Source organism: Nonomuraea sp. N2-4H, from assembly GCF_045291505.1.
In the GTDB taxonomy this organism is placed as follows: domain Bacteria; phylum Actinomycetota; class Actinomycetes; order Streptosporangiales; family Streptosporangiaceae; genus Nonomuraea; species Nonomuraea fastidiosa.
The window spans coordinates 887,336-905,950 of sequence record NZ_CP147987.1 but is presented as its reverse complement, the minus strand read 5'-3'; the positions used below and the strand labels follow the sequence as shown (position 1 = coordinate 905,950).

Annotated in this window: 17 protein-coding genes; 10 read left to right on the top strand and 7 right to left on the bottom strand. The window is 69.5% G+C overall.

Annotated elements, in window-relative coordinates; translation table 11 throughout:
• The first annotated feature begins 49 nt into the window (after positions 1 to 49).
• From WBK31_RS04185 to WBK31_RS04170, 4 genes are read left to right on the top strand one after another with little or no spacing between them, the layout of a single operon-like run.
• Positions 50 to 1,036: an ABC transporter permease gene (locus WBK31_RS04185; RefSeq protein ID WP_364066988.1), complete on the top strand. Its 987-nt coding sequence runs from the start codon at positions 50 to 52 to the stop codon at positions 1,034 to 1,036.
• On the top strand, positions 1,033 to 1,944 hold the full coding sequence (locus WBK31_RS04180) for an ABC transporter permease (protein ID WP_364066989.1): 912 nt from the start codon (positions 1,033 to 1,035) through the stop codon (positions 1,942 to 1,944). Before WBK31_RS04185 ends, WBK31_RS04180 begins: the two co-directional genes overlap by 4 nt.
• Positions 1,941 to 3,971, top strand: a complete 2,031-nt coding sequence (locus WBK31_RS04175) for an ABC transporter ATP-binding protein (RefSeq protein ID WP_364066991.1) — start codon at positions 1,941 to 1,943, stop codon at positions 3,969 to 3,971. The genes WBK31_RS04180 and WBK31_RS04175 overlap by 4 nt, the downstream gene beginning before the upstream one ends.
• A 30-nt stretch (positions 3,972 to 4,001) precedes the next feature.
• The gene (locus WBK31_RS04170) at positions 4,002 to 5,696 is read left to right on the top strand and encodes an ABC transporter family substrate-binding protein (protein WP_406674351.1); all 1,695 of its coding nucleotides are present in this window, start codon (positions 4,002 to 4,004) and stop codon (positions 5,694 to 5,696) included.
• Between the two features lie 235 nt (positions 5,697 to 5,931).
• On the opposite strand, the gene WBK31_RS04165 is transcribed toward WBK31_RS04170, so the two are convergent.
• Complete coding sequence (locus WBK31_RS04165; protein WP_364066995.1) at positions 5,932 to 6,183, bottom strand: hypothetical protein; 252 nt, start codon at positions 6,181 to 6,183, stop codon at positions 5,932 to 5,934.
• A gap of 195 nt (positions 6,184 to 6,378) precedes the next feature.
• On the opposite strand from WBK31_RS04165, the gene WBK31_RS04160 reads away from it, so the two are divergent.
• Positions 6,379 to 6,828, top strand: coding sequence for a hypothetical protein (locus WBK31_RS04160; RefSeq protein WP_364066997.1), 450 nt, complete (start codon positions 6,379 to 6,381; stop codon positions 6,826 to 6,828).
• Positions 6,829 to 7,286: 458 nt separating this feature from the next.
• A complete protein-coding gene (locus WBK31_RS04155) occupies positions 7,287 to 7,457 on the top strand; it encodes a hypothetical protein (RefSeq protein WP_364066999.1) in 171 nt (56 codons plus the stop codon).
• A 149-nt stretch (positions 7,458 to 7,606) separates the two neighbouring features.
• On the opposite strand, the gene WBK31_RS04150 is transcribed toward WBK31_RS04155, so the two are convergent.
• Together WBK31_RS04150 and WBK31_RS04145 are read right to left on the bottom strand one after the other, a co-directional pair.
• The gene (locus WBK31_RS04150; protein WP_364067001.1) at positions 7,607 to 8,227 is read right to left on the bottom strand and encodes a pyridoxamine 5'-phosphate oxidase family protein; all 621 of its coding nucleotides are present in this window, start codon (positions 8,225 to 8,227) and stop codon (positions 7,607 to 7,609) included.
• Positions 8,196 to 8,789, bottom strand: coding sequence for a winged helix-turn-helix transcriptional regulator (locus WBK31_RS04145; protein ID WP_406674350.1), 594 nt, complete (start codon positions 8,787 to 8,789; stop codon positions 8,196 to 8,198). The genes WBK31_RS04150 and WBK31_RS04145 overlap by 32 nt, the downstream gene beginning before the upstream one ends.
• Positions 8,790 to 8,835: 46 nt before the next feature.
• Between WBK31_RS04145 and WBK31_RS04140 the strand changes: the two genes are divergently transcribed.
• The gene (locus WBK31_RS04140) at positions 8,836 to 10,176 is read left to right on the top strand and encodes an MFS transporter (RefSeq protein ID WP_406674349.1); all 1,341 of its coding nucleotides are present in this window, start codon (positions 8,836 to 8,838) and stop codon (positions 10,174 to 10,176) included.
• A gap of 100 nt (positions 10,177 to 10,276) precedes the next feature.
• Here the strand turns inward: WBK31_RS04140 and WBK31_RS04135 are convergent, their stop codons facing one another.
• Together WBK31_RS04135 and WBK31_RS04130 are read right to left on the bottom strand one after the other, a co-directional pair.
• Positions 10,277 to 11,362: a PrsW family intramembrane metalloprotease gene (locus WBK31_RS04135; RefSeq protein ID WP_364067007.1), complete on the bottom strand. Its 1,086-nt coding sequence runs from the start codon at positions 11,360 to 11,362 to the stop codon at positions 10,277 to 10,279.
• 59 nt (positions 11,363 to 11,421) lie between these two features.
• Positions 11,422 to 12,633, bottom strand: coding sequence for an amidohydrolase (locus tag WBK31_RS04130; protein ID WP_364067009.1), 1,212 nt, complete (start codon positions 12,631 to 12,633; stop codon positions 11,422 to 11,424).
• A 37-nt stretch (positions 12,634 to 12,670) separates the two neighbouring features.
• On the opposite strand from WBK31_RS04130, the gene WBK31_RS04125 reads away from it, so the two are divergent.
• The 3 genes from WBK31_RS04125 to WBK31_RS04115 all read left to right on the top strand — a co-directional run bounded on the left by WBK31_RS04125 (position 12,671) and on the right by WBK31_RS04115 (position 14,942).
• Positions 12,671 to 13,072 (top strand): ester cyclase, encoded by a 402-nt coding sequence (locus WBK31_RS04125; protein WP_364067011.1) that lies wholly within the window; start codon positions 12,671 to 12,673, stop codon positions 13,070 to 13,072.
• 82 nt (positions 13,073 to 13,154) lie between these two features.
• Positions 13,155 to 13,589 carry a TIGR03618 family F420-dependent PPOX class oxidoreductase gene (locus WBK31_RS04120; RefSeq protein WP_364067013.1) on the top strand — a complete coding sequence of 145 codons (435 nt, stop codon included), beginning with the start codon at positions 13,155 to 13,157 and terminating at the stop codon, positions 13,587 to 13,589.
• A 498-nt stretch (positions 13,590 to 14,087) separates the two neighbouring features.
• The gene (locus tag WBK31_RS04115; protein ID WP_406674348.1) at positions 14,088 to 14,942 is read left to right on the top strand and encodes a glycerophosphodiester phosphodiesterase; all 855 of its coding nucleotides are present in this window, start codon (positions 14,088 to 14,090) and stop codon (positions 14,940 to 14,942) included.
• Positions 14,943 to 15,038: 96 nt separating this feature from the next.
• Here WBK31_RS04115 and WBK31_RS04110 read toward each other — a convergent pair whose 3' ends face one another.
• Both WBK31_RS04110 and nrdR read right to left on the bottom strand, forming a co-directional pair.
• Complete coding sequence (locus WBK31_RS04110; protein ID WP_364067016.1) at positions 15,039 to 17,882, bottom strand: vitamin B12-dependent ribonucleotide reductase; 2,844 nt, start codon at positions 17,880 to 17,882, stop codon at positions 15,039 to 15,041.
• Complete coding sequence (gene nrdR / locus WBK31_RS04105) at positions 17,879 to 18,334, bottom strand: transcriptional regulator NrdR (protein ID WP_043614619.1); 456 nt, start codon at positions 18,332 to 18,334, stop codon at positions 17,879 to 17,881. Before nrdR ends, WBK31_RS04110 begins: the two co-directional genes overlap by 4 nt.
• Positions 18,335 to 18,615 lie beyond the last annotated feature (281 nt).

The following is an 18,615-nucleotide window of genomic DNA, read 5'->3' as shown; positions in this document are numbered from 1 at the left end:
CACATTCGGTGGCGTGTCGGCACGTTCGGCTGCGTAGGAGGGGAGGGCGATGGCGGGGTTCCTGGCCCGCAGGCTGCTCAACTACGCCGTGCTCGTGATCGTGGCCGCCAGTCTCGCCTACCTCCTGGCCGCCATGGCCCTCGACCCGCGCTCCAACTACGCCGACCGCACTCCCAAGCCGCCGCCCGCCGTCGTCGACGCCCAGCTCACGGCGCTCAACCTCAACGACAAGACGCCGCTGCTCGAACGGTACGCGACCTGGGCGGGCGGGGTGCTGCGCGGCGACTTCGGCAAGACGGTCGCGGGCGCGCCGGTCAACGACGACATCAAGCGCCGCATGGGCGTGACGTTCCGGCTGGTCATCCTCGGCCTGGTGTGCGGCAGCCTGCTCGGCGTGGCCACCGGCGCGCTGGCCGCGGTCCGCCAGTACGGCTGGTTCGACCGGCTGTCCACCGGCCTGTCGTTCGTGGTGCTCGCGGTGCCCGTGGTGGTGCTGGCCAACATGCTGATCCTGGTGGCGTCGTGGGCCAACGAAAACGTGTTCGGCCGCCCGCTGCTGCTGGTCAGCGGCGAATACAGCGACGGGCTCACCACCGGCTTCTGGGGCCACGTGGCCGACCGGCTGCAACACCTGGTGCTGCCGACGATCTCGCTGTCGGTCGGGCTGATCGCGGTGTTCAGCCGCTACCAGCGCAACATGATGCTCGACGTGCTGGGCGCCGACTTCGTCCGCACGGCCAGGGCCAAGGGGCTGAGCAGGCGCAAGGCGCTGACCCGCCACGCGCTGCGCACCGCGATGATCCCCGTGGTCACCTACTTCGCGTTCACCTTCGGCGCGCTGCTGACCGGGGCCACGTTCACGGAGAAGATCTTCGGCTGGCACGGCCTGGGCGAGCAGCTCATCAACTCGATCTTCAGCAACGACGTCAACACCGTCGCCGCCATCTCGCTGCTGGCCGCCGTCGCCGTGCTGTGCGCCTCGCTGGCCGCCGACCTGCTGCACGCCGCGCTCGACCCGAGGGTGCGGGCCGGATGACGCTGTCAGACGAGGAGCTCGCGGAAGAGCTGTCCGACGGCACGGTCGTCAGGGCGCCGTCCAGGGCGCGCGTGGTGTCCAGGCGCTTCTTCGCCTCCACGCAGGGGCGCATCGGGTTCGCGGTGCTCGCGCTGATGTTCCTGCTGGCCTTCGCAGGGCCGCTGTTCAGCCCGTGGACGTACACCGACAAAGACTTCACCGCGTTCCTGCAGCCGCCGTCGGCGCGCCACTGGTTCGGAACGCTCCAAACGGGCGCCGACGTCTTCGCCGTCACCATGCGCGGCATGCAGAAGTCGCTGGTGGTGGGGCTGCTGGCGGCGCTGGTGTCCACGGCGCTGGCAGCGATCGTGGGCGCGTTCGCCGGCTACTTCATGGGCTGGACCGACCGGGCGCTGAGCTGGGTGACCGACCTGCTGCTCGTGCTGCCGGCGTTCCTCATCCTCGCGATCCTGTCGCCGCTGTTCGGCGCGGGACAGTGGCCGCTGTTCGTGATCATGCTGGCGCTGTTCCTGTGGATGGTCACCTCGAAGATCGTGCGGGGCATGGCGATCTCGATCAAACAGCGCGAGTACGTGCAGGCCGCGCGCTACATGGGCGTACCGCCGGTGCGGATCATCTTCCGCCACGTCATCCCCAACCTGTCCTCGCTGCTCATCGTGGACGCCACGCTCAACGTCAGCAGCGCCATACTCACCGAGACCTCGCTGTCGTACTTCGGGTTCGGCATCCAGCCGCCCGACGTGTCGTTCGGCACGCTCATCGCCGATGGTTCCAAGACCGCGGTCTACGCGCCGTGGACATTCTGGTTCGTGGCCGGGCTGCTGGTGATCACGGTGCTGGCGGTCAACCTCGTCGGCGACGCGCTGCGGGACGCGTTCGACCCCTCCTCATCGCGGAGGGCGCGATGACGGCCGAGCCGGTGCTGGAGGTACGCGACCTCACGGTGTCGTTCGGCGACGTGCCCGCCGTGCGCGGGGTGAGCTACGCCGTACGCCCCGGCGAGGTGCTCGGCATCGTCGGCGAGTCGGGCTCCGGCAAGTCGGTCACCTCCGCCGCCGTGATGGGGCTGCTGCCGCCGAGCGCGCGGGTCACCGGCTCGGTACGCCTGCACGGCCGCGAGCTGATCGGCGCCCCCGAGCGCACGCTCAACTCCTTCCGCGGCAAGACCATGTCGATGGTCTTCCAGGACCCGCTGTCGGCGCTCACCCCGGTCTACCGCGTGGGCGACCAGATCGCTGAGGCCGTCCGCGTCCACCAGCGGGTCAGCAAGGAGACCGCGCTGGTCAAGGCCGTCGAGCTGCTCGACCTCGTCGGCATCCCTCACCCGTCGGAGCGGGCGCTCGCCTTCCCCCACGAGTTCTCCGGCGGCATGCGGCAGCGCGTGATGATCGCGATGGCCATCGCCAACGACCCCGATGTGATCATCTGCGACGAGCCGACGACGGCGCTCGACGTCACCATCCAGGCGCAGGTGCTGGAGGTACTCAAACGGGCGCAGGCCAAGACCGGTGCCGCGATCATCATGATCACCCACGATCTGGGGGTGGTGGCCGGGTTCGCCGACCGGGTGCTCGTCATGTACGCGGGGCGGCCCGTCGAGGTGGGCGGCGTGGACGACGTCTTCTACCGGACGCGGATGCCGTACACGGTGGGGCTGCTCGGCTCGATCCCGCGCGTGGACGCGGGCGCCCGCCGGCCGCTGACGCCGATCGAGGGCAACCCGCCGTCGCCGAGCGAGCTGCCGTCCGGCTGCCCGTTCGCACCGCGCTGCCCGATGCGCATCGACGAGTGCGAAAAGGCCGAGCCGCCGCTCTTCGACGTCGGCGAGGGCCACCGGGCGGCGTGCATCCGCTGGCAGGAGGTGCACCCCCGGCCGCCCGGCAGGCACGCGGCCCCCGAAAAGGGCACCCATCTGGCGGTGCGCGGCGAGCGTACGGTGCTGGAGGTGCGCCACCTGGTCAAGGACTATCCGCTGCTCAAGGGCGCGATCTTCAAGCGGCGGGTGGGCACCGTGCACGCCGTGGCGGGGGTCAGCTTCGACATCCGCCAGGGCGAGACGTTCGGCCTGGTCGGCGAGTCGGGCAGCGGCAAGACCACCACGCTGACGCAGATACTCGAGCTGGCCGCGCCCCAGGAGGGCGGCATCGTCGTGCTCGGCCACGACACCGCCAAGCTCACCAGGGCCGAACGCAACGAGATCCGCCGCGACATGCAGGTCGTCTTCCAGGACCCGCTGGCCTCGCTCGACCCCCGCATGACCGTCCACGACATCCTGGCCGAGCCGCTGCGGACCCACGGCAGGCCCGACCCGGCGCGCCGGGTCGGTGAGCTGCTCGCGCTCGTCGGCCTCGACCCCTCCCACGCGGCCCGCTACCCGCAGGACTTCTCCGGCGGCCAGCGTCAGCGCATCGCCATCGCCAGGGCGCTCGCGCTGGAGCCCCGGCTGCTGGTGCTGGACGAACCGGTCTCCGCGCTCGACGTGTCGATCCAGGCTGGAGTGATCAACCTGCTCGACTCGCTGCGGACCAGGCTCGGGCTGTCCTACCTGTTCGTGGCGCACGACCTGGCGGTGGTGCGGCACATCGCCGACCGGGTGGCCGTGATGTACCTCGGCAGGATCGCCGAGATCGGGCGGGTGGAGCTGGTCTACGGCACACCGATGCATCCGTACACGCAGGCGCTGCTGTCGGCCATCCCCCTCCCCGACCCCGTACGCGAGCGCTCCCGCGAACGGATCCTCCTCGAAGGAGACCTGCCGAGCCCCGCCCATCCCCCCTCGGGCTGCCGCTTCCGCACCAGGTGCCCCAAGTTCCGCGCCGAGCTGACCGATGCGGAGCGCCGGCTCTGCGTCGAGGTCGAGCCCGAGGTGCGGATGGTGGGCGACGAGGACCAGGGGGCGGCCTGCCACTACGCAGACAGGCGCGAAGTCGTCTAGACCTCGCTCGATCCGGGAGGGATACGCTCGATGAAACGATCACGTCGACTCGTGTCGGCCGCCGTGGCGTGTGCGCTGCTGCTGGCGGGCTGCGGCGACCAGCAGGGCAGCGGCGCGAGTGGCCTTGACAGCGCCGGGGATGAGCGGGAGCTCAAGGCGTACGACATCAACCCGCAGCCGCGCGAGAAGGTCAAGGACGGCGGGACGCTGCGCTGGGGCATCAACGAGTTCCCCACGCAGTGGAACAGGAACCACGTCGACGGCAACCTGGCGATGGCCGCGGTGGTCAGCAACGCGCTGCTGCCGGGGCCGTTCGTCTCCAACGAGAAGGCGGAGATCTCGGTCGACACCGACTACGTGCTCGACGCCCGGGTGACCAGCCAGAAGCCCAAGCAGGTGGTGACGTACCGGCTCAACCCGAAGGCCAAGTGGTCCGACGGCAAGCCGATCACGTGGGCCGACTACCGCGCCCAGTGGCAGGCGCTCAACGGGCGCGACCCCGACTACCGCATCGTCTCCTCCACCGGCTACCAGGACATCGAGAAGGTCGCGCGGGGCAAGGACGACTACGAGGTGGTGGTGACGTTCGAGCGGCCGTTCGGCGACTGGCAGGCGCTGTTCGGGCCGCTGCTGCCGGCCTCGACCAACCGTAACCCCGAGTCGTTCAACACCGCGTGGCTCAACAAGATCCCGGTGACGGCGGGGCCGTTCAAGTTCGGCGGGTTCGACCAGACGGCCAAGACGATCACGCTGGTCCGCGACGACGCCTGGTGGGGCCGGCGGGCCAAGCTCGACCGGATCATCTTCCGGTCCTCCGAGCAGGACTCGCTGATCAGCGCGTTCGGCAACGGTGAGCTGGACATCATCGACATCGGGCCGTCCGCCCCCGACTACGCGCGGGCCAAGGCCACCACGGGCGCGCAGGTGCGCACGGCCGCCGGCCCCGATTTCCGGCACTTCACCTTCAACGGCTCCAGCGACCTGCTCAGGGACGTACGGGTCCGCCAGGCCATCCAGCTCGGCATCAACCGCCAGGCCATCGCGCAGTCCGACCTGCAGGGCCTCGACTGGCCGATCACCGTGCTGAACAACCACTTCTTCATGAACACCCAGGAGGGCTACCAGGACAACGCCGGTGAGCTCGGCGTCTACAACCCCGAGAAGGCCAAGCAGCTCCTCGACGCGGCGGGCTGGAAGCTGAACGGCCAGGTCAGGCAGAAGCAGGGCAGGACGCTCGACCTGCGGTTCGTGGTGCCGTCGGGGGTGCAGATCAGCAAGGCCGAGGGCGAGCTGGCGCAGAGCATGCTCGCGCAGATCGGGGTGAAGCTCACCATCAAGGCGGTGCCGAGCGACGACTTCTTCACCAAGTACGTCATCCCCGGCAACTTCGACATCACGCCGTTCGCCTACATCGGCACGCCGTTCCCGGTCTCCAGCAGCTACGGCATCTACGCCAACGCGACCAACGGCCAGAACTGGAACGCGAACTTCGGGCGTACCGGGTCTGCGGAGATCGACAAGGCGATGAGCCGGGCCGCGCAGAGCCTCGATCCGGTGCAGGCGCGTGCGCTGACCAACGAGGCCGACAAGCTGCTCTGGCCGCTGGTGAACGTGCTGCCGCTCTACCAGCGCCCGCAGATGGTGGCCGTCCGCGAGACGCTGGCCAACGTGGGGGCGCGCGGCTTCTTCGACCTCCAGTACGAGGACATCGGCTTCACCGCCTGACCTAGCCGCGCGCCGCGCTCAGGCTTCGCCGCCTGATCCCGGCCGCGCGCCACGCTCAGGCTTCGCCGCCTGATCCCGGCCGCGCGCCACGCTCAGGCTTCGCCGCCTGGCCCCGGCCTCAGGCTCGTCCACCTTGACCAGGCCGCGATTCGTCGCGCCGCCGCGCTCGGCTCGGGCGCGGCGGCGCGGCACGTCGCGCTTCCTCCTTGGGCGGCGTTGCTACATCGGGGCGGGGTCAGGTGGCGGTGCCGGCCATCACGCGGTCGACGATGCCCTGAGTGCCCTCCTGGCGGGCGCAGTGGGCGCAGCAGTACCAGTGCTCGCCCGACTGCACGCCGTGCCCGATGACCTTGGTGCCGCAGTGCTCGCAGATGGGCGCCATGGCCTCGATCGCGCACTGGAAGCAGTCGAAGGTGTGCACGGCTCCCTGCGCGCGCACTTCGAAGGCCATGTCGTAGTCGTTTCCGCAGGTCTCGCAGACGGCCATGGTGATCCCCTCAATCGGTCGGTCCGCCCGGTCGCATACCCGGTTACGCGGTCCCCCTTCCCCAAGAGCGCTCGATATTCCGGCCTTTCCACCACTAGTCCCGACATGACGGGCATCCGATCGTTTCGGTTGAAATTTCGGTCAAAGCACAGTAAAGATCGTCCTGCTCATGCTCACCTTCCAGAAGGGTTCTTCGTGCTGACCCGAACGATCATCGCGGCCGCGCTCGCCGCCGCCGGGATCGCCGCCGTCCCCGCCCCCGCGTACGCCGCCGCGGCCGCGTACACCCCCGAACGCGTCTGCGGCAAGGGCTTCCACCGCGTCAAGGACGGCCACCGGGCGATGAAGACCCCGCGCGGAGCCGTGTTCGGCCACGTCTACCTGATGTACAACAAGCGCAGCGGCAAGAACTGCGTGGCCGCCATCAAGACCGCCTACGTGGGCGCCCGCACGACCACCGGCGCCTACCTCGAAGTGCGCGGCGGCGGCCGGAGCGAGGACGTCCAGCGCTACCGCTACTACGCCGAGACCGGCCACATCGACGGGGCCTGGAAGTGTGTGCGCTACAGCGGCTGGACGCGCGACCCCGACAACCGCGTCACCGCGTGGGGCGGGCGCAAGTCGTGGGGCAACTGCCAGGGCTGATGACCAGGCCTTATGAGCGGCGCTGATGAGGTGGCGAGTCAGGGGTAGGGTGCGGAAGAGGGGACGCGAGAGACACGCCGGTCCCCGTTCTCAAACGAATCAGCACCCGCCGCGACCATTCACCCGTCACGAGAGACTCCTGCCGTCTTCGTAGAAATACGTTGAGCGAGCAGGCGGCCCGGATTAGGTTGGCGCGCATGGCGGCGGGCAAGGAGCCGTCATCGCGTCGCCGACGCGGCACACGGACGTTAAGGAGAAGGACGCGCTTCGGAAGGGGGAAACACCATGAAACGCGTCAGAGTCACGAAGTCGGCCAAGCGGCGCCCCCGGCCGGCGCTGGAGCTCGACCTGCGGTCGCCGGCGGGTCGCCGGCTTCCCTACTGACTTGCTCCTTACACCGAACTTACGGGGGTATCTGTAGATAACATAGGTAACAGGACTATCACGGGGGGCTCACGATGAAGAGGCTTGTGGTGGTGCCGCCAGCTGTTGCCAGGCACAAGATCCGCGACATCCGGTCGGCGGATCGCCGTCGCAAGCCCCCTGCCGATGCCAAGGTCGTCGACCTGCGTGCCTACACCGGCAGAAACGTCATCCGTTTTCCGGGCGGGCCGACCCCCGCCGCCTGAGACCCCCGTTCGCCGAGCCTCACCGCGGTCCGGGCCGCGACCCGGGCCCGGACCGCGAGGCGGCGAATGCAGCCGCTCAGGCGCTTCAAGCGGTCTTGATCCACCGTGCAGGCGCCTTTCCGATTCAGCCGTTCAGGCGCCCTTTCGACTCAGCCGTACAGGCGCTCCTTGTAAGAGTCGCCGTAGTAACGTTCGAGCTCTTCGAGCGTCTCCTCCACCGGCTGCACGTCCTTGATGATCCGCGCGTGCGACGGCAGCGCGCCGGGGTTCCAGGTGTCCGGCTTCCACAGCGACGAGCGCAGGAACGCCTTGGGGCAGTGGTGGAAGATCTGCTCGATCTCGACGACGAGCGCGAGATGCGGGCGGTGACCCTTGACGATCATCTCGTCGAAGAACGGCGCTTCGCGGACGAGCCGGGCGCGGCCGTTGATGCGGAGGGTCTCGTTCCGCCCCGGAATCAGAAAGATCAGCCCTACGTGCGGATTTTTCAGGATATTGCGGAATCCGTCGGCCCTGCGGTTCCCCGGCCGGTCCGGGATGGCGATCGTGGTGTCGTCGATGACGTGGACGAACCCCGCGGGGTCGCCCTTGGGCGAGACGTCGCAGGCGCCGGTGTCGTCGGACGTCGCGATCAGGCAGAACGGCGAGGCCGCCAGCCACTCGCGGTCGCGCTGGTGCAGGCGGGGCCGGTCCTTCGTGGCGGCCCGGGGCTTGACCTCTCCCAGCAGCTCGCGGAGCTCAGCCTCCGACTCGATCTCCGTCCACGTCATGTGATCTCCCTTCGGGGGTTTCCCCAATCTTTTCAGAAATGGGGGAAAGCATCCGGTGCGGGGTCTGAAGGGCGCGGCTGACCGGATCTTGCCTGGCGTCGTGGCGCAGGCCGGGACCCGGGCGGATCTCGATCTCCTCAAGAGGGACCGTACGATCGCAGGACGGGCAGCGGGACGCGTGATCGAGCCGGATGCCGCAGGCCACGTGGTGGAACAGCCGGCGCGGGCCGCGCTCGGACAGGTGCCGCTCGCCCCATCCGATCAGCGCCAGCACGGGCGGCCACAGCTCGTGACCCATGGGGGTCAGGACGTACTCGTGGCGCGGCGGTGAGTCCTGGTACCGGCGGCGTTCGAGGACGCCGGCGGCGACGAGCGTGGACAGGCGCTGGGACAGCACGGCCTTCGGGATGTCGAGGTGGGCCTGGAAGTCCGCGAAGCGGCGCACGCCGTACAGGGCGTCGCGGACGACGAGCAGCGTCCACCGCTCTCCGATCACTTCGAGCGCGCCGGCCAGCGAGCAGTCCTGGCCTGCGTAGTCCTTTCCGAGCGCCACGCCCCACATGTTAGTTCATTCACCGAACCGTGCTACCGTGCGCGATGTGAGTTCAATGACCGAACCTTCGGTGGCCGTTCCCCGGCGGTGGACGCTTCCCGTGGCGACGTCGGCTCCGTTCCTCGCCATGACGAACTTCTCCTCGCCGATGGTGACGCTGCCGCAGATCGCGCGGTCGCTGGAGGCCGGGCCGACGGGGCCGGTGTGGATCCTCGGCTCGATCGCGCTCGGGCTGTCGTCATCGCTGCTGGTCGCGGGCGGGCTCGCGGACGACTACGGGCGCAGGAGGGTGCTCGTGATCGGCAGCGGCGTGCTCGCCGCGTCGAGCGTGCTGGCCGCGGCGAGTCCGGGCGTGGTGACGTTCGTGCTGGCCAGGCTCGTGCAGGGCGGGGCGAGCGCGGCCATGCTGGCCGCCGGCCTGGGCATCGTGGGACACGCCTTCCCCACCGGCGCCGCCCGGGTGCGCGCGACCGGCCGTTACGGCGCCATGATCGGGCTCGGCACGATGGCGGGCCCGCTGCTGTCCGGCCTGGTGGCGACGGCGGTGAGCTGGCGGGCGGTCTACTGGCTGACCGCCGCCGCCGCGCTGGCCCTGACCGTGGTGTCGGCAAGGGCGCTCGACGAGTCGCGCGCGCCCGCGCCGCGCCGGCCGGACCTGCCGGGCGTGGTGCTGCTCACCCTCGGCCTGGCGGCGCTGGTCGCGGGCGTGACCGAGGGGCGTCTGGGCTGGTCGCGGCCTGTCGTGGTGTGGGCGTTCTGGGCGGCCGCGGTGCTGATCGCCGCGTTCGTGGCCGTCGAGCTGCGCCGGCGCGAGCCGCTGCTCGACATGGCGCTGTTCCGGCGTCCGCTGTTCCTGGTCGCGACCGGCGGTGCGGTGATCGTGGGCACGGCGGTGGTGGGACTGCTCAGCTACCTGCCGACGCTGCTGCAGGCGTCGTACGGGCTGACCGCGCTGGACACCGCCTTGCTGTTCGCGGTCTGGGCGGGGATGTCCTTCGTCACGTCGCTGCTGTCCGCCCGCGTACGCCTGCGCACCGCCGAACGGTTCGCGCTCGGCCTCGCGCTCAGCGCGACCGGCTATCTCTGCCTGCTCAGCCTGGCCACCTCGCTGTCGCTGCCGCTGCTCGTTGCCGGGCTGGCGGTCAGCGGGACGGGCTCAGGGCTGATCAACTCCTCCATCAGCCACCTGGCGATCGAGAGCGTGCCCGCCCACCGGGTCAGCATGGGCTCGGGGGCCAACAACACCGCGAGGTACATCGGCTCGTCGCTGGGCGCGGCCGGCATGGCGGCCGCTGTGGCGGCCTTCGGCCTGTCGCAGGGCACGACGGTCGCGGTGACGGCCGCGATCCTGCTCACCGGCCTGACCGCGCCCGCCGTCCTGCTCGTACGAGCCTGACCCCCGCCGGCCGTCCTGCTCGTACGAGCCTCACCCGCGCCCTTCGTGCCGCCCGTGCGAGCCTCACCCGCGCCCGCCGCGCCGCTCGTACCGGCGCCCCTCACCAGCGGCGCGACCTGGCCATCGCCGCCAGGTACGCGTCGCGCTCGGCCGCGAACCGCGCCGGGTCCATTCCCTTGCGCTCGGCCCTGACGTGCAGCATGGTCAGCTCGGTCGCCGCGTGCTGGTAGTCGCTCATGGCCCGGCCGAGCCCCGCCTTCCTGGCCCACCTGCGGGCCGCCTTGCGGGTGGACAGCGTGGTGAGCATGCGCAGATCGGCGTCGCTGATCAGCCCCGTGGCCTGGTAGGCGGGCAGGTAGTAGGCCATCTTCGCGATGAGGTGGCGGCGCTCGTTGACGGTCACCACGATCAGCACGATCAGCGCCACCATGATCACCAGGTACGCGCCGCCGAGCACGTTCAGCGACCCTGTGCTCGCCGCCCCGTTCCACAGGCCGTGCAGGAAGACCGCGCCCAGGTAGCCGAGCGGGATGGCGGCGTACCTGCCCGCGGTGCCGCGGGTCAGCGCGTATGCGACACCGAGACCGATCATCGAGGTGTAGATCGGATGACCGAGCGGGTCGATCAGGCCGCGCATCACGAAGAGCTGCACGGCCGCGCCGGGGCCGTCCTCGCCGAAGGCCAGCAGGTAGTAGCCGACGTTCTCGACGGTGGCGAAGCCGAGGCCGGTCATGGAGGCGTACACGATGCCGTCGGTCAGCCCGTCGATCTCCGCGCGCCTGCGCAGGAGCAGCAGCAGAGCGGAGCCCTTGAGCGCCTCTTCGATCACCGGGGCCAGCACGATGGAGCCCACGTCGCGGACGGTCGCGGCGGCGTACCCGGCCCTGGTGAACAGCTCCTGGCCGGCGAGCGTCAGCGCGATGCCCGCCACGATCGCCACGCCCGCGCCCCAGGCGAAGGCGAAGGCCAGGTTGAGCTTCGGCTCGGGCTCGAGCCTGTCCAGCGAGAGCACGGCCGCGAGGAGCACCGGAAGGGGTGCAAGGCCCAGCAGCGCGGACAGGCCGAACCCGACGGGACCGCCGGCGTGCAGCATCACCGCGAGCACGATGAGCGCGAGGAGACCGGAGGCGACAAGCCCGATCAGCAGGGCCTTGCTGGGGCGTTGGGCGAGCAGCGGAGCAGTCATGGTGGTGCCCTCTCTTCCCGTCTCCCCGACCGGCTATGCGCCCCGGCCGTCACGCACGCTTAACGGTCGCTCGATTCCCGGTAATAAGGATCTGCCACCACGGATTCGCCGTCTGCGTAGGAATACACTTCCCGGCCCGCGATGAAAACCTGCACCGCGCGGCTCATCACGTCGAGCGGGTCGCCGTCCCAGATGACCACGTCGCCGTCGAGGCCCGGACGCAGCGCGCCCACCCGGTCGTCGATGCCCATGATGCGGGCCGGGTTGACGGTGATCGAGCGCAGCGCGGCGGCCCGGTCGAGCCCCTCCTTGACCGCCAGCGTGGCCTGGTGGACGAGGAAGTGGATGGGCACGACGGGGTGGTCGGTGGTGATCGCCACCTCGACGCCGGCCCGGTCGAGGATGCCGGGGTTGCGCAGCGAGCGCTCCCGCAGCTCGACCTTCGACCGGCTGGTGAACAGCGGGCCGATGATGACCGGGACGTTCCGCTCGGCCAGGATGTCGGCCAGCAGGTGGCCCTCGGTGCCGTGGTTGATCACCAGGCGGTAGCCGAACTCGTCGGCCAGCCGCAGCGCGGTGGCGATGTCGTCGGCGCGGTGGGTGTGCTGGCACCAGGGCAGTTCGCCGTCGAGCACGCGTACCAGGGTCTCCAGCGTCGCGTCGCGGTCGAACGGCTTGCCCTCGTCCGCCGCCGCGGCCTTCCTCGCCTTGTAGTCCTGTGCCTTCATGAACGCGTCGCGGATCACCGCGGCGACCCCCTGGCGGGTGGAGGGCAGCTTCTTCTGCTCGCCGTAGACGCGCTTGGGGTTCTCGCCGAGCGCGCTCTTGACGCTGACCGGCTCCTTGATCAGCATCTCGTCGACCGTCCTGCCCCAGCACTTGACCGCGACCGTCTGGCCGCCGATGGGGTTGCCGGAGCCCGGCTTGATCACGGCGGTGGTCACGCCGCCGGACAGCGCGTCGCCGAAGGCCATGTCGGCCGGGTTGATGGCGTCGAGCGCGCGCAGGCGGGCGCCGTTGGGGTCGGTCATCTCGTTGGTGTCCTGGCCCGCCCAGCCCTCGGCCTCCTCGTACACGCCGAGGTGACCATGGGCCTCCACGAAGCCGGGCAGCACCCAGCGGCCCGCGGCGTCGACGACGCGGGTGCCTTCGGGGATCGCGACGTCCCGGCCGACGGCGGCGATCTTGCCGTCCTGGATGAGGACGGTTCCCCCGTCGATGGGGTCGCCGTCGACGGGCACAACGTATCCACTGGTAATGGCGAGGTTCATGAGTCGTAACCTACAGGTCACCGGGTAGGGGGGACGTATGCCGGCCGACCTCTACCGACGATGGCTCTTCGAGCTGTGGAACGGCGACTTCTCCCTGACCGGCGAGCTGGTCACCCCCGACTTCGTCGGTCACTGGCCCGGCATGGACGTCTCGGGGCCCGAAGGACTCGCCGAGGCGCTGCGGCAGGCGCACGAGCCGTTCGCCGGCGTGCACCTGACCCTCGACGTGGGGCCGATCGTGGACGGCGATCTCGTGGCGGCGCGGTGGACGTTCGCGGGGATCTACCGGGGTGGGCTGCCCGGGGCGACGGCGCCCGAGGGCACCGGGGTCGCCTTCAGCGGGCACGACATTCTGCGGGCCCGGGAGGGGCGATTCGCCGAATACTGGGTGATCTCTGACCTGCAGACCTTCAGCCGCCAGCTCGGCATCTCGATATAAGGTGATATTTCCCCTTATCTAGCCGATGGGTCGGTGAATGGCGGAGAAGTACGGTCCGGGAGCGGGGCCCGCGCCCCAGTCCATGCGGGATGAGCAACTGTCCGGCCTCCTGGCCGCGCAGCGCTTCGGCGCGCTGGCCACCAACCAGAGCAGCGGCCACCCCCATCTGTCGACCGTCGCCTACACCTGGGACCCGCAGCAGCGCGTCGTCCGCATCTCCACGATCGCCGGGCGGCTCAAGGTGCGCCGGCTCCATAAGGACCCGCGCTGCGCGCTGTACGTCGCCAGCGACGACTTCATGGCCTTCGTCGTGGCCGAGGGGGAGGCCGAGCTGTCGCCGGTGAGCACCGAGCCGGGCGACGAGGTGGGCAGGGAGCTGCTGGCGATGCAGCCGCCGTCCGCCGTCTCGGGGCCGGGGCAGGAGGAGGCGTTTCTGCGTCGGATGGTGGCGGACCAGCGCCTCGTGATCAGGATCCGTGTGAGCCGCCTGTACGGAACGTCCCTGCCCATCGGCTGACGCCGCGCCTCGCCGGACGAGCCACCGTTCGCGCAGAGCCGCCCCGCGCGCCACCGTTCACGCGAAACTTCCCGCCTGCGCCCTTTGCGCAGAACCCCCGACACGCCACCGTCCACACAAAACCACCCGCACGCCCCCGTTTGCACAGAACAACCCGCCTGCACCCTTCACACGGAATCGCCCACACGCAACCGTCCACACGAAATCACCCGCACGCCCCCGTTTGCGCGGAACCGCCTGCCTGCGCTGTTCGCACAGAACCACCCGCCTGCGCCGTCCGCGCGGAACGTCCCTCCCCGCCGCCTGCCCCCTTGGCACGGTATGTCGCGTAATGCCGCGCGAACCTCCCCGAGGTCGGCCAACCCGCGGATTTCTTTACCTTCGATCCGCGTGTCTATTGCTCATCCGTGCGGCACCGCTGGGTTACCCTCCCCTCAACTCGAAGTCACAAGATCTTGTCACCGTCGAGTCGTCATCTCTTCCCACCAGAGGAGACTCATGATTCAGCGGCTCGCCGTGCTGACCATTGCCTCACTGTCCCTCATCTTCCCCACCCCTGCCGCCCCCGGTGCGAACGCGACCAGCGCGGTGGAGAGCGCCGCGGCGACGGTCACCGCCGTCGCCCACCGCGGTGCCTCCGCGTACGCGCCGGAGAACACCCTCGCCGCGTTCCGCCTGGCCGCCGACCAAGGCGCCGACATGTTCGAGCTGGACGTTCAGGAGACCAAGGACCACCACCTGGTCCTGATGCACGACACCACGCTGACCCGTACCACCGACGTGGAGAGCCGCTTCCCGGACCTCGCTCCGTGGAACGTCGGCGATCTCACCCTCGCCCAGATCCGCAAGCTCAACGCCGGCTCCTGGAAGTCCGGCAAGTACAAGGGCGAGCCCGTGCCCACGCTGGGCGAGGCGCTGGAGGAGATGCGCGACGAGGGCATCGGCCTGCTGCTCGAGGTCAAGTCCCCGAGCCTCTACCCGGGTATCGAGAGCCGCATCGCCGCCGAGCTGCGCCGGCACTCCTCCTGGCTGGCGCCGGGGCGGCTGGTGGTGCAGTCGTTCGACTGGAACTCCATGCGCCGGTTCGCGCGCCTGATGCCGCAGGTGCCGATCGGCCTGCTGGGCACGCCTTCGACCGGTGAGCTGCCGGGGCTGGCCTCGTTCGCCGACCAGATCAACCCGCCGTACGACGATGTGACGGCCGGGTACGTGCGCCAGGTCCACAAGCTCGGCATGGACGTCCTCACCTGGACGGTGGACGACCCCGACGTCATGCGGCGGATGGTGACGTACCGGGTGGACGGCATCATCACCAACAAACCCGACGTGCTGCGCTCAGTGCTCGACTTCTGACCCACCGCGTAAGCAACGCAGAGGGGGCCCGGATCGGAATCCGGGCCCCCTCGTTCACACGGTCGTCACGCGACCGCCCGTATCAGCGGCGTCAGATCAGCTGCAGCCGCTGGTCGAACCGCAGCCCTCGCAGACGTAGCAGCTGCCCGCCGGGCGCATCTTCGTACCGCAGGTCATGCAGAGCGGCGCGTCGGCCGTGAAGCGCCGGTGGCTCTCCAGCGTCAGCTCCTGCTTGACGGCCGGCAGCTCCTTCTCGGCCTTCGGCTCGGCGGTGGCGGCAGCCGCGGCGGCCGCCGACTCGATCGGAGCCGACTGCGCGAGCGCCTCGCGGTCGACCGCCTCCTGCAGCGCCGCCGGGTCCTCGCCGCGCTGCTGCGCCGCCCGCTCGGCCGCCGAGAAGATGCCGAGCGCCGCCCGCTCCTCGTACGGCAGGTGGTCAAGGGCCAGCCTGCGGAAGATGTAGTCCATCACCGAGGTGGCCATCCGGATGTCCTGGTCGTCGGTCATCCCGGCCGGCTCGAACCGCATGTTGACGAACTTGCTGACGTACGTCTCCAGCGGCACGCCGTACTGGAGGCCGATGGAGATCGCCACCGAGAAGGCGTCCATGACGCCCGCCAGCGTCGAGCCCTGCTTGGACATCTTGAGGAAGACCTCGCCGAGACCGTCGTCCGGGTAGGACGAGGCGGTCATGTAGCCCTTCGCGCCGCCCACCGTGAACCGGGTGGTCGTGCTCGGCCGCTGGTTGGGCATGCGGCGGCGGGTCGGCCGGTTGACCTCGACGACCTTGACCTCCGGCTCGGCCTTCTGCTCCTGCTTCTTCGCGCTGTCGCCGGCCGACAGCGGCTGGCCGACCTTGCAGTTGTCGCGGTAGACGGCGAGGGCCTTCAGTCCGAGCCGCCAGCCCTCGAGGTAGACCTGCTCGATGTCGTCGACCGTGGCCGACTCGGGCAGGTTGACGGTCTTGGAGATGGCGCCGGACAGGAACGGCTGCGTGGCCGCCATCATCCGGACGTGCCCCATGGGAGCGATCGCCCGCTCGCCCATCGCGCAGTCGAACACCTCGTAGTGCTCCTGGCGCAGGCCGGGGGCGTCGACGACGTGGCCGTGCTCGGCGATGTACTCGACGATGGCCTCGATCTGCTCCTGCTGGTAGCCGAGCTGCTTGAGCGCCCGCGGGACCGTCTGGTTGACGATCTGCATCGAGCCGCCGCCGACGAGCTTCTTGAACTTGACCAGCGCCAGGTCCGGCTCGATGCCGGTCGTGTCGCAGTCCATCATCAGGCCGATCGTGCCCGTGGGGGCCAGCAGGCTGGCCTGGGCGTTGCGGTAGCCGTACTTCTCGCCCAGCTTCAGGCACTCCGACCACTGACGCGTCGCCTCGGCGTGGATCTTGGCGTCCATGGTGCCGATGGTGCGCAGGTCGTCGTTGGCCGCCGCGTGCTTGCGCATGACCCGCTTGTGCGGCTCGGCGTTGCGGGCGTAGCCCTCGTACGGGCCCACCACGCTCGCCAGCTCGGCGCTGCGCCGGTAGGACACACCGGTCATCAGCGACGTGATCGCCGCCGCCACCGCCCGGCCGCCGTCGGAGTCGTAGGCGTGGCCGGTCGCCATCAGCAGCGCGCCGAGGTTGGCGTAGCCGATGCCGAGCTGCCGGTACGCCCGCGTCGTCTCACCGATCTTCTCCGTCGGGAAGTCGGCGAAGACGATCGAGATGTCCATCGCGGTGATGATCAGCTCGGTCAGCTTGACGAAGTCGGCGATGTTGAAGGAGCCGTCGTCCTGCAGGAACTTCAGCAGGTTGATGCTGGCCAGGTTGCAGGAGGAGTTGTCGAGGTGGACGTACTCGCTGCAGGGGTTGCTGGCGGTGATGCGGCCGGTCTCGGGGGTGGTGTGCCAGTCGTTGATCGTGTCGTCGTACTGGATGCCGGGGTCGGCGCACTCCCAGGCGGCCTGGGCCATCTTGCGGAACAGCGTCCGCGCGTCGACCTTCTCGATCACCTCGCCGGTCAGGCGGGCGCGCAGGCCGAACTCGCCGCCGTTCTCCACCGCGCGCATGAACTCGTCGGAGACGCGGACGGAGTTGTTGGCGTTCTGGTACTGCACCGAGACGATGTCCTTGCCGCCGAGGTCCATGTCGAACCCGGCGTCGCGCAGCGCGCGGATCTTGTCCTCCTCGCGCGCCTTCGTCTCGATGAACTCCTCGATGTCGGGGTGGTCGACGTCGAGCACGACCATCTTGGCGGCCCGGCGGGTGGCGCCGCCGGACTTGATCGTCCCCGCCGACGCGTCGGCGCCGCGCATGAACGACACCGGCCCGCTGGCCGTGCCGCCGCTCGACAGCAACTCCTTCGAGGAACGGATCCGCGACAGGTTGACACCCGACCCGGAGCCGCCCTTGAAGATCACGCCCTCTTCCTTGTACCACTCCAGGATCGACTCCATCGTGTCGTCCACGGAGAGGATGAAGCACGCGCTCACCTGCTGCGGCGACTGCGTGCCCACGTTGAACCACACCGGCGAGTTGAACGCGAATATCTGGTGCGCCAACGCGTACTTCAACTCATGGTCGAAGATCTCGGCGTCCTCTTCGCTCGCGAAGTAGCCGTGCTCGAGACCCGTCTTCGTGTAGACGCCCACGACCCGGTCGATGAGCTGCTTGAGGCTCCACTCGCGCTGCGGCGTGCCCACGGCGCCACGGAAGTACTTGGTCGTCACGATGTTCGTCGCGTTCACCGACCAGAAGTCGGGGAACTCGACACCTCGCTGCTCAAAGTTGACCGACCCGTCGCGCCAGTTCGTCATGACGACGTCCCGGCGCTCCCACTTGATCTCGTCATACGGGTGCACACCGGGCTTGGTGAAGATCCGCTTCATCTTCAGGCCCTTACGCGGACGCTTGCCCCCGCGCGCCACTGAACCGCTGGCCGTCTCCGTCATGACTCCCCCTTCTCCGCCTTCAACTGTTTGATCTCGGCTTCGAAGTCCGCCAGGCTCTCGAAACCGCGATACACCGATGCGAACCGCAGGTACGCCACCTCATCCAGCTCGCGCAGCGGCCCGAGGATGGCCAGCCCCACTTCGTTGGACGGGATCTCGGCCGCACCCTTCGCCCTGATGGCCTCTTCCACCCGCTGCCCCAGCTGCGCCAGCGAATCCTCACTGACCGGCCTGCCCTGGCAGGCCCGCCGTACGCCCGCGACGACCTTGTCACGCGAGAACGGCTCCGTCACTCCGCTGCGCTTGCTCACCATGAGCAGTACGGTCTCCTGCGTGGTGAACCTGCGTCCGCACTCGGGACAGGTCCGCCTGCGCCGGATGGCCGCACCGTCGTCCGTCGAGCGACTGTCGATGACCCTGGTGTCAGGGTGGCGACAGAACGGACAGTGCACGCTTTTTCGCCTCCAAGACCTGCGGCCACCACACGCCGCAGAAAACCCCGTGACGGGACGCTGAAGCACGCTCCACGGCACCCCATGGAGCGGTCACGGAAACACAAGGTGTGGTGAACTACATCGGTGAAACTACTAGATGTTGTGGTCCAACCGTAGAAGCGCGCCGCCATGAACGCAACTCGAGCCGACTCTTTCCGCCGAAGTCGCTGATCAGCCCACCGGGCTCACGCGTCCCGGGCGTGTCGCGCCGCCGCGGGTGATCTTCTCGCAGGTGAGAG

Coding starts and splice junctions, on each gene's coding strand:
- WBK31_RS04185 (WP_364066988.1), top strand. CDS start 50: ATGGCGGGGTTCCTGGCCCGCAGGCTGCTCAACTACGCCGTGCTCGTG.
- WBK31_RS04180 (WP_364066989.1), top strand. CDS start 1,033: ATGACGCTGTCAGACGAGGAGCTCGCGGAAGAGCTGTCCGACGGCACG.
- WBK31_RS04175 (WP_364066991.1), top strand. CDS start 1,941: ATGACGGCCGAGCCGGTGCTGGAGGTACGCGACCTCACGGTGTCGTTC.
- WBK31_RS04170 (WP_406674351.1), top strand. CDS start 4,002: ATGAAACGATCACGTCGACTCGTGTCGGCCGCCGTGGCGTGTGCGCTG.
- WBK31_RS04165 (WP_364066995.1), bottom strand. CDS start 6,183: ATGGCCGTCTGCGAGACCTGCGGAAACGACTACGACATGGCCTTCGAA.
- WBK31_RS04155 (WP_364066999.1), top strand. CDS start 7,287: ATGAAGAGGCTTGTGGTGGTGCCGCCAGCTGTTGCCAGGCACAAGATC.
- WBK31_RS04150 (WP_364067001.1), bottom strand. CDS start 8,227: ATGACGTGGACGGAGATCGAGTCGGAGGCTGAGCTCCGCGAGCTGCTG.
- WBK31_RS04145 (WP_406674350.1), bottom strand. CDS start 8,789: ATGTGGGGCGTGGCGCTCGGAAAGGACTACGCAGGCCAGGACTGCTCG.
- WBK31_RS04140 (WP_406674349.1), top strand. CDS start 8,836: ATGACCGAACCTTCGGTGGCCGTTCCCCGGCGGTGGACGCTTCCCGTG.
- WBK31_RS04135 (WP_364067007.1), bottom strand. CDS start 11,362: ATGACTGCTCCGCTGCTCGCCCAACGCCCCAGCAAGGCCCTGCTGATC.
- WBK31_RS04130 (WP_364067009.1), bottom strand. CDS start 12,633: ATGAACCTCGCCATTACCAGTGGATACGTTGTGCCCGTCGACGGCGAC.
- WBK31_RS04125 (WP_364067011.1), top strand. CDS start 12,671: ATGCCGGCCGACCTCTACCGACGATGGCTCTTCGAGCTGTGGAACGGC.
- WBK31_RS04120 (WP_364067013.1), top strand. CDS start 13,155: ATGCGGGATGAGCAACTGTCCGGCCTCCTGGCCGCGCAGCGCTTCGGC.
- WBK31_RS04115 (WP_406674348.1), top strand. CDS start 14,088: ATGATTCAGCGGCTCGCCGTGCTGACCATTGCCTCACTGTCCCTCATC.
- WBK31_RS04110 (WP_364067016.1), bottom strand. CDS start 17,882: ATGACGGAGACGGCCAGCGGTTCAGTGGCGCGCGGGGGCAAGCGTCCG.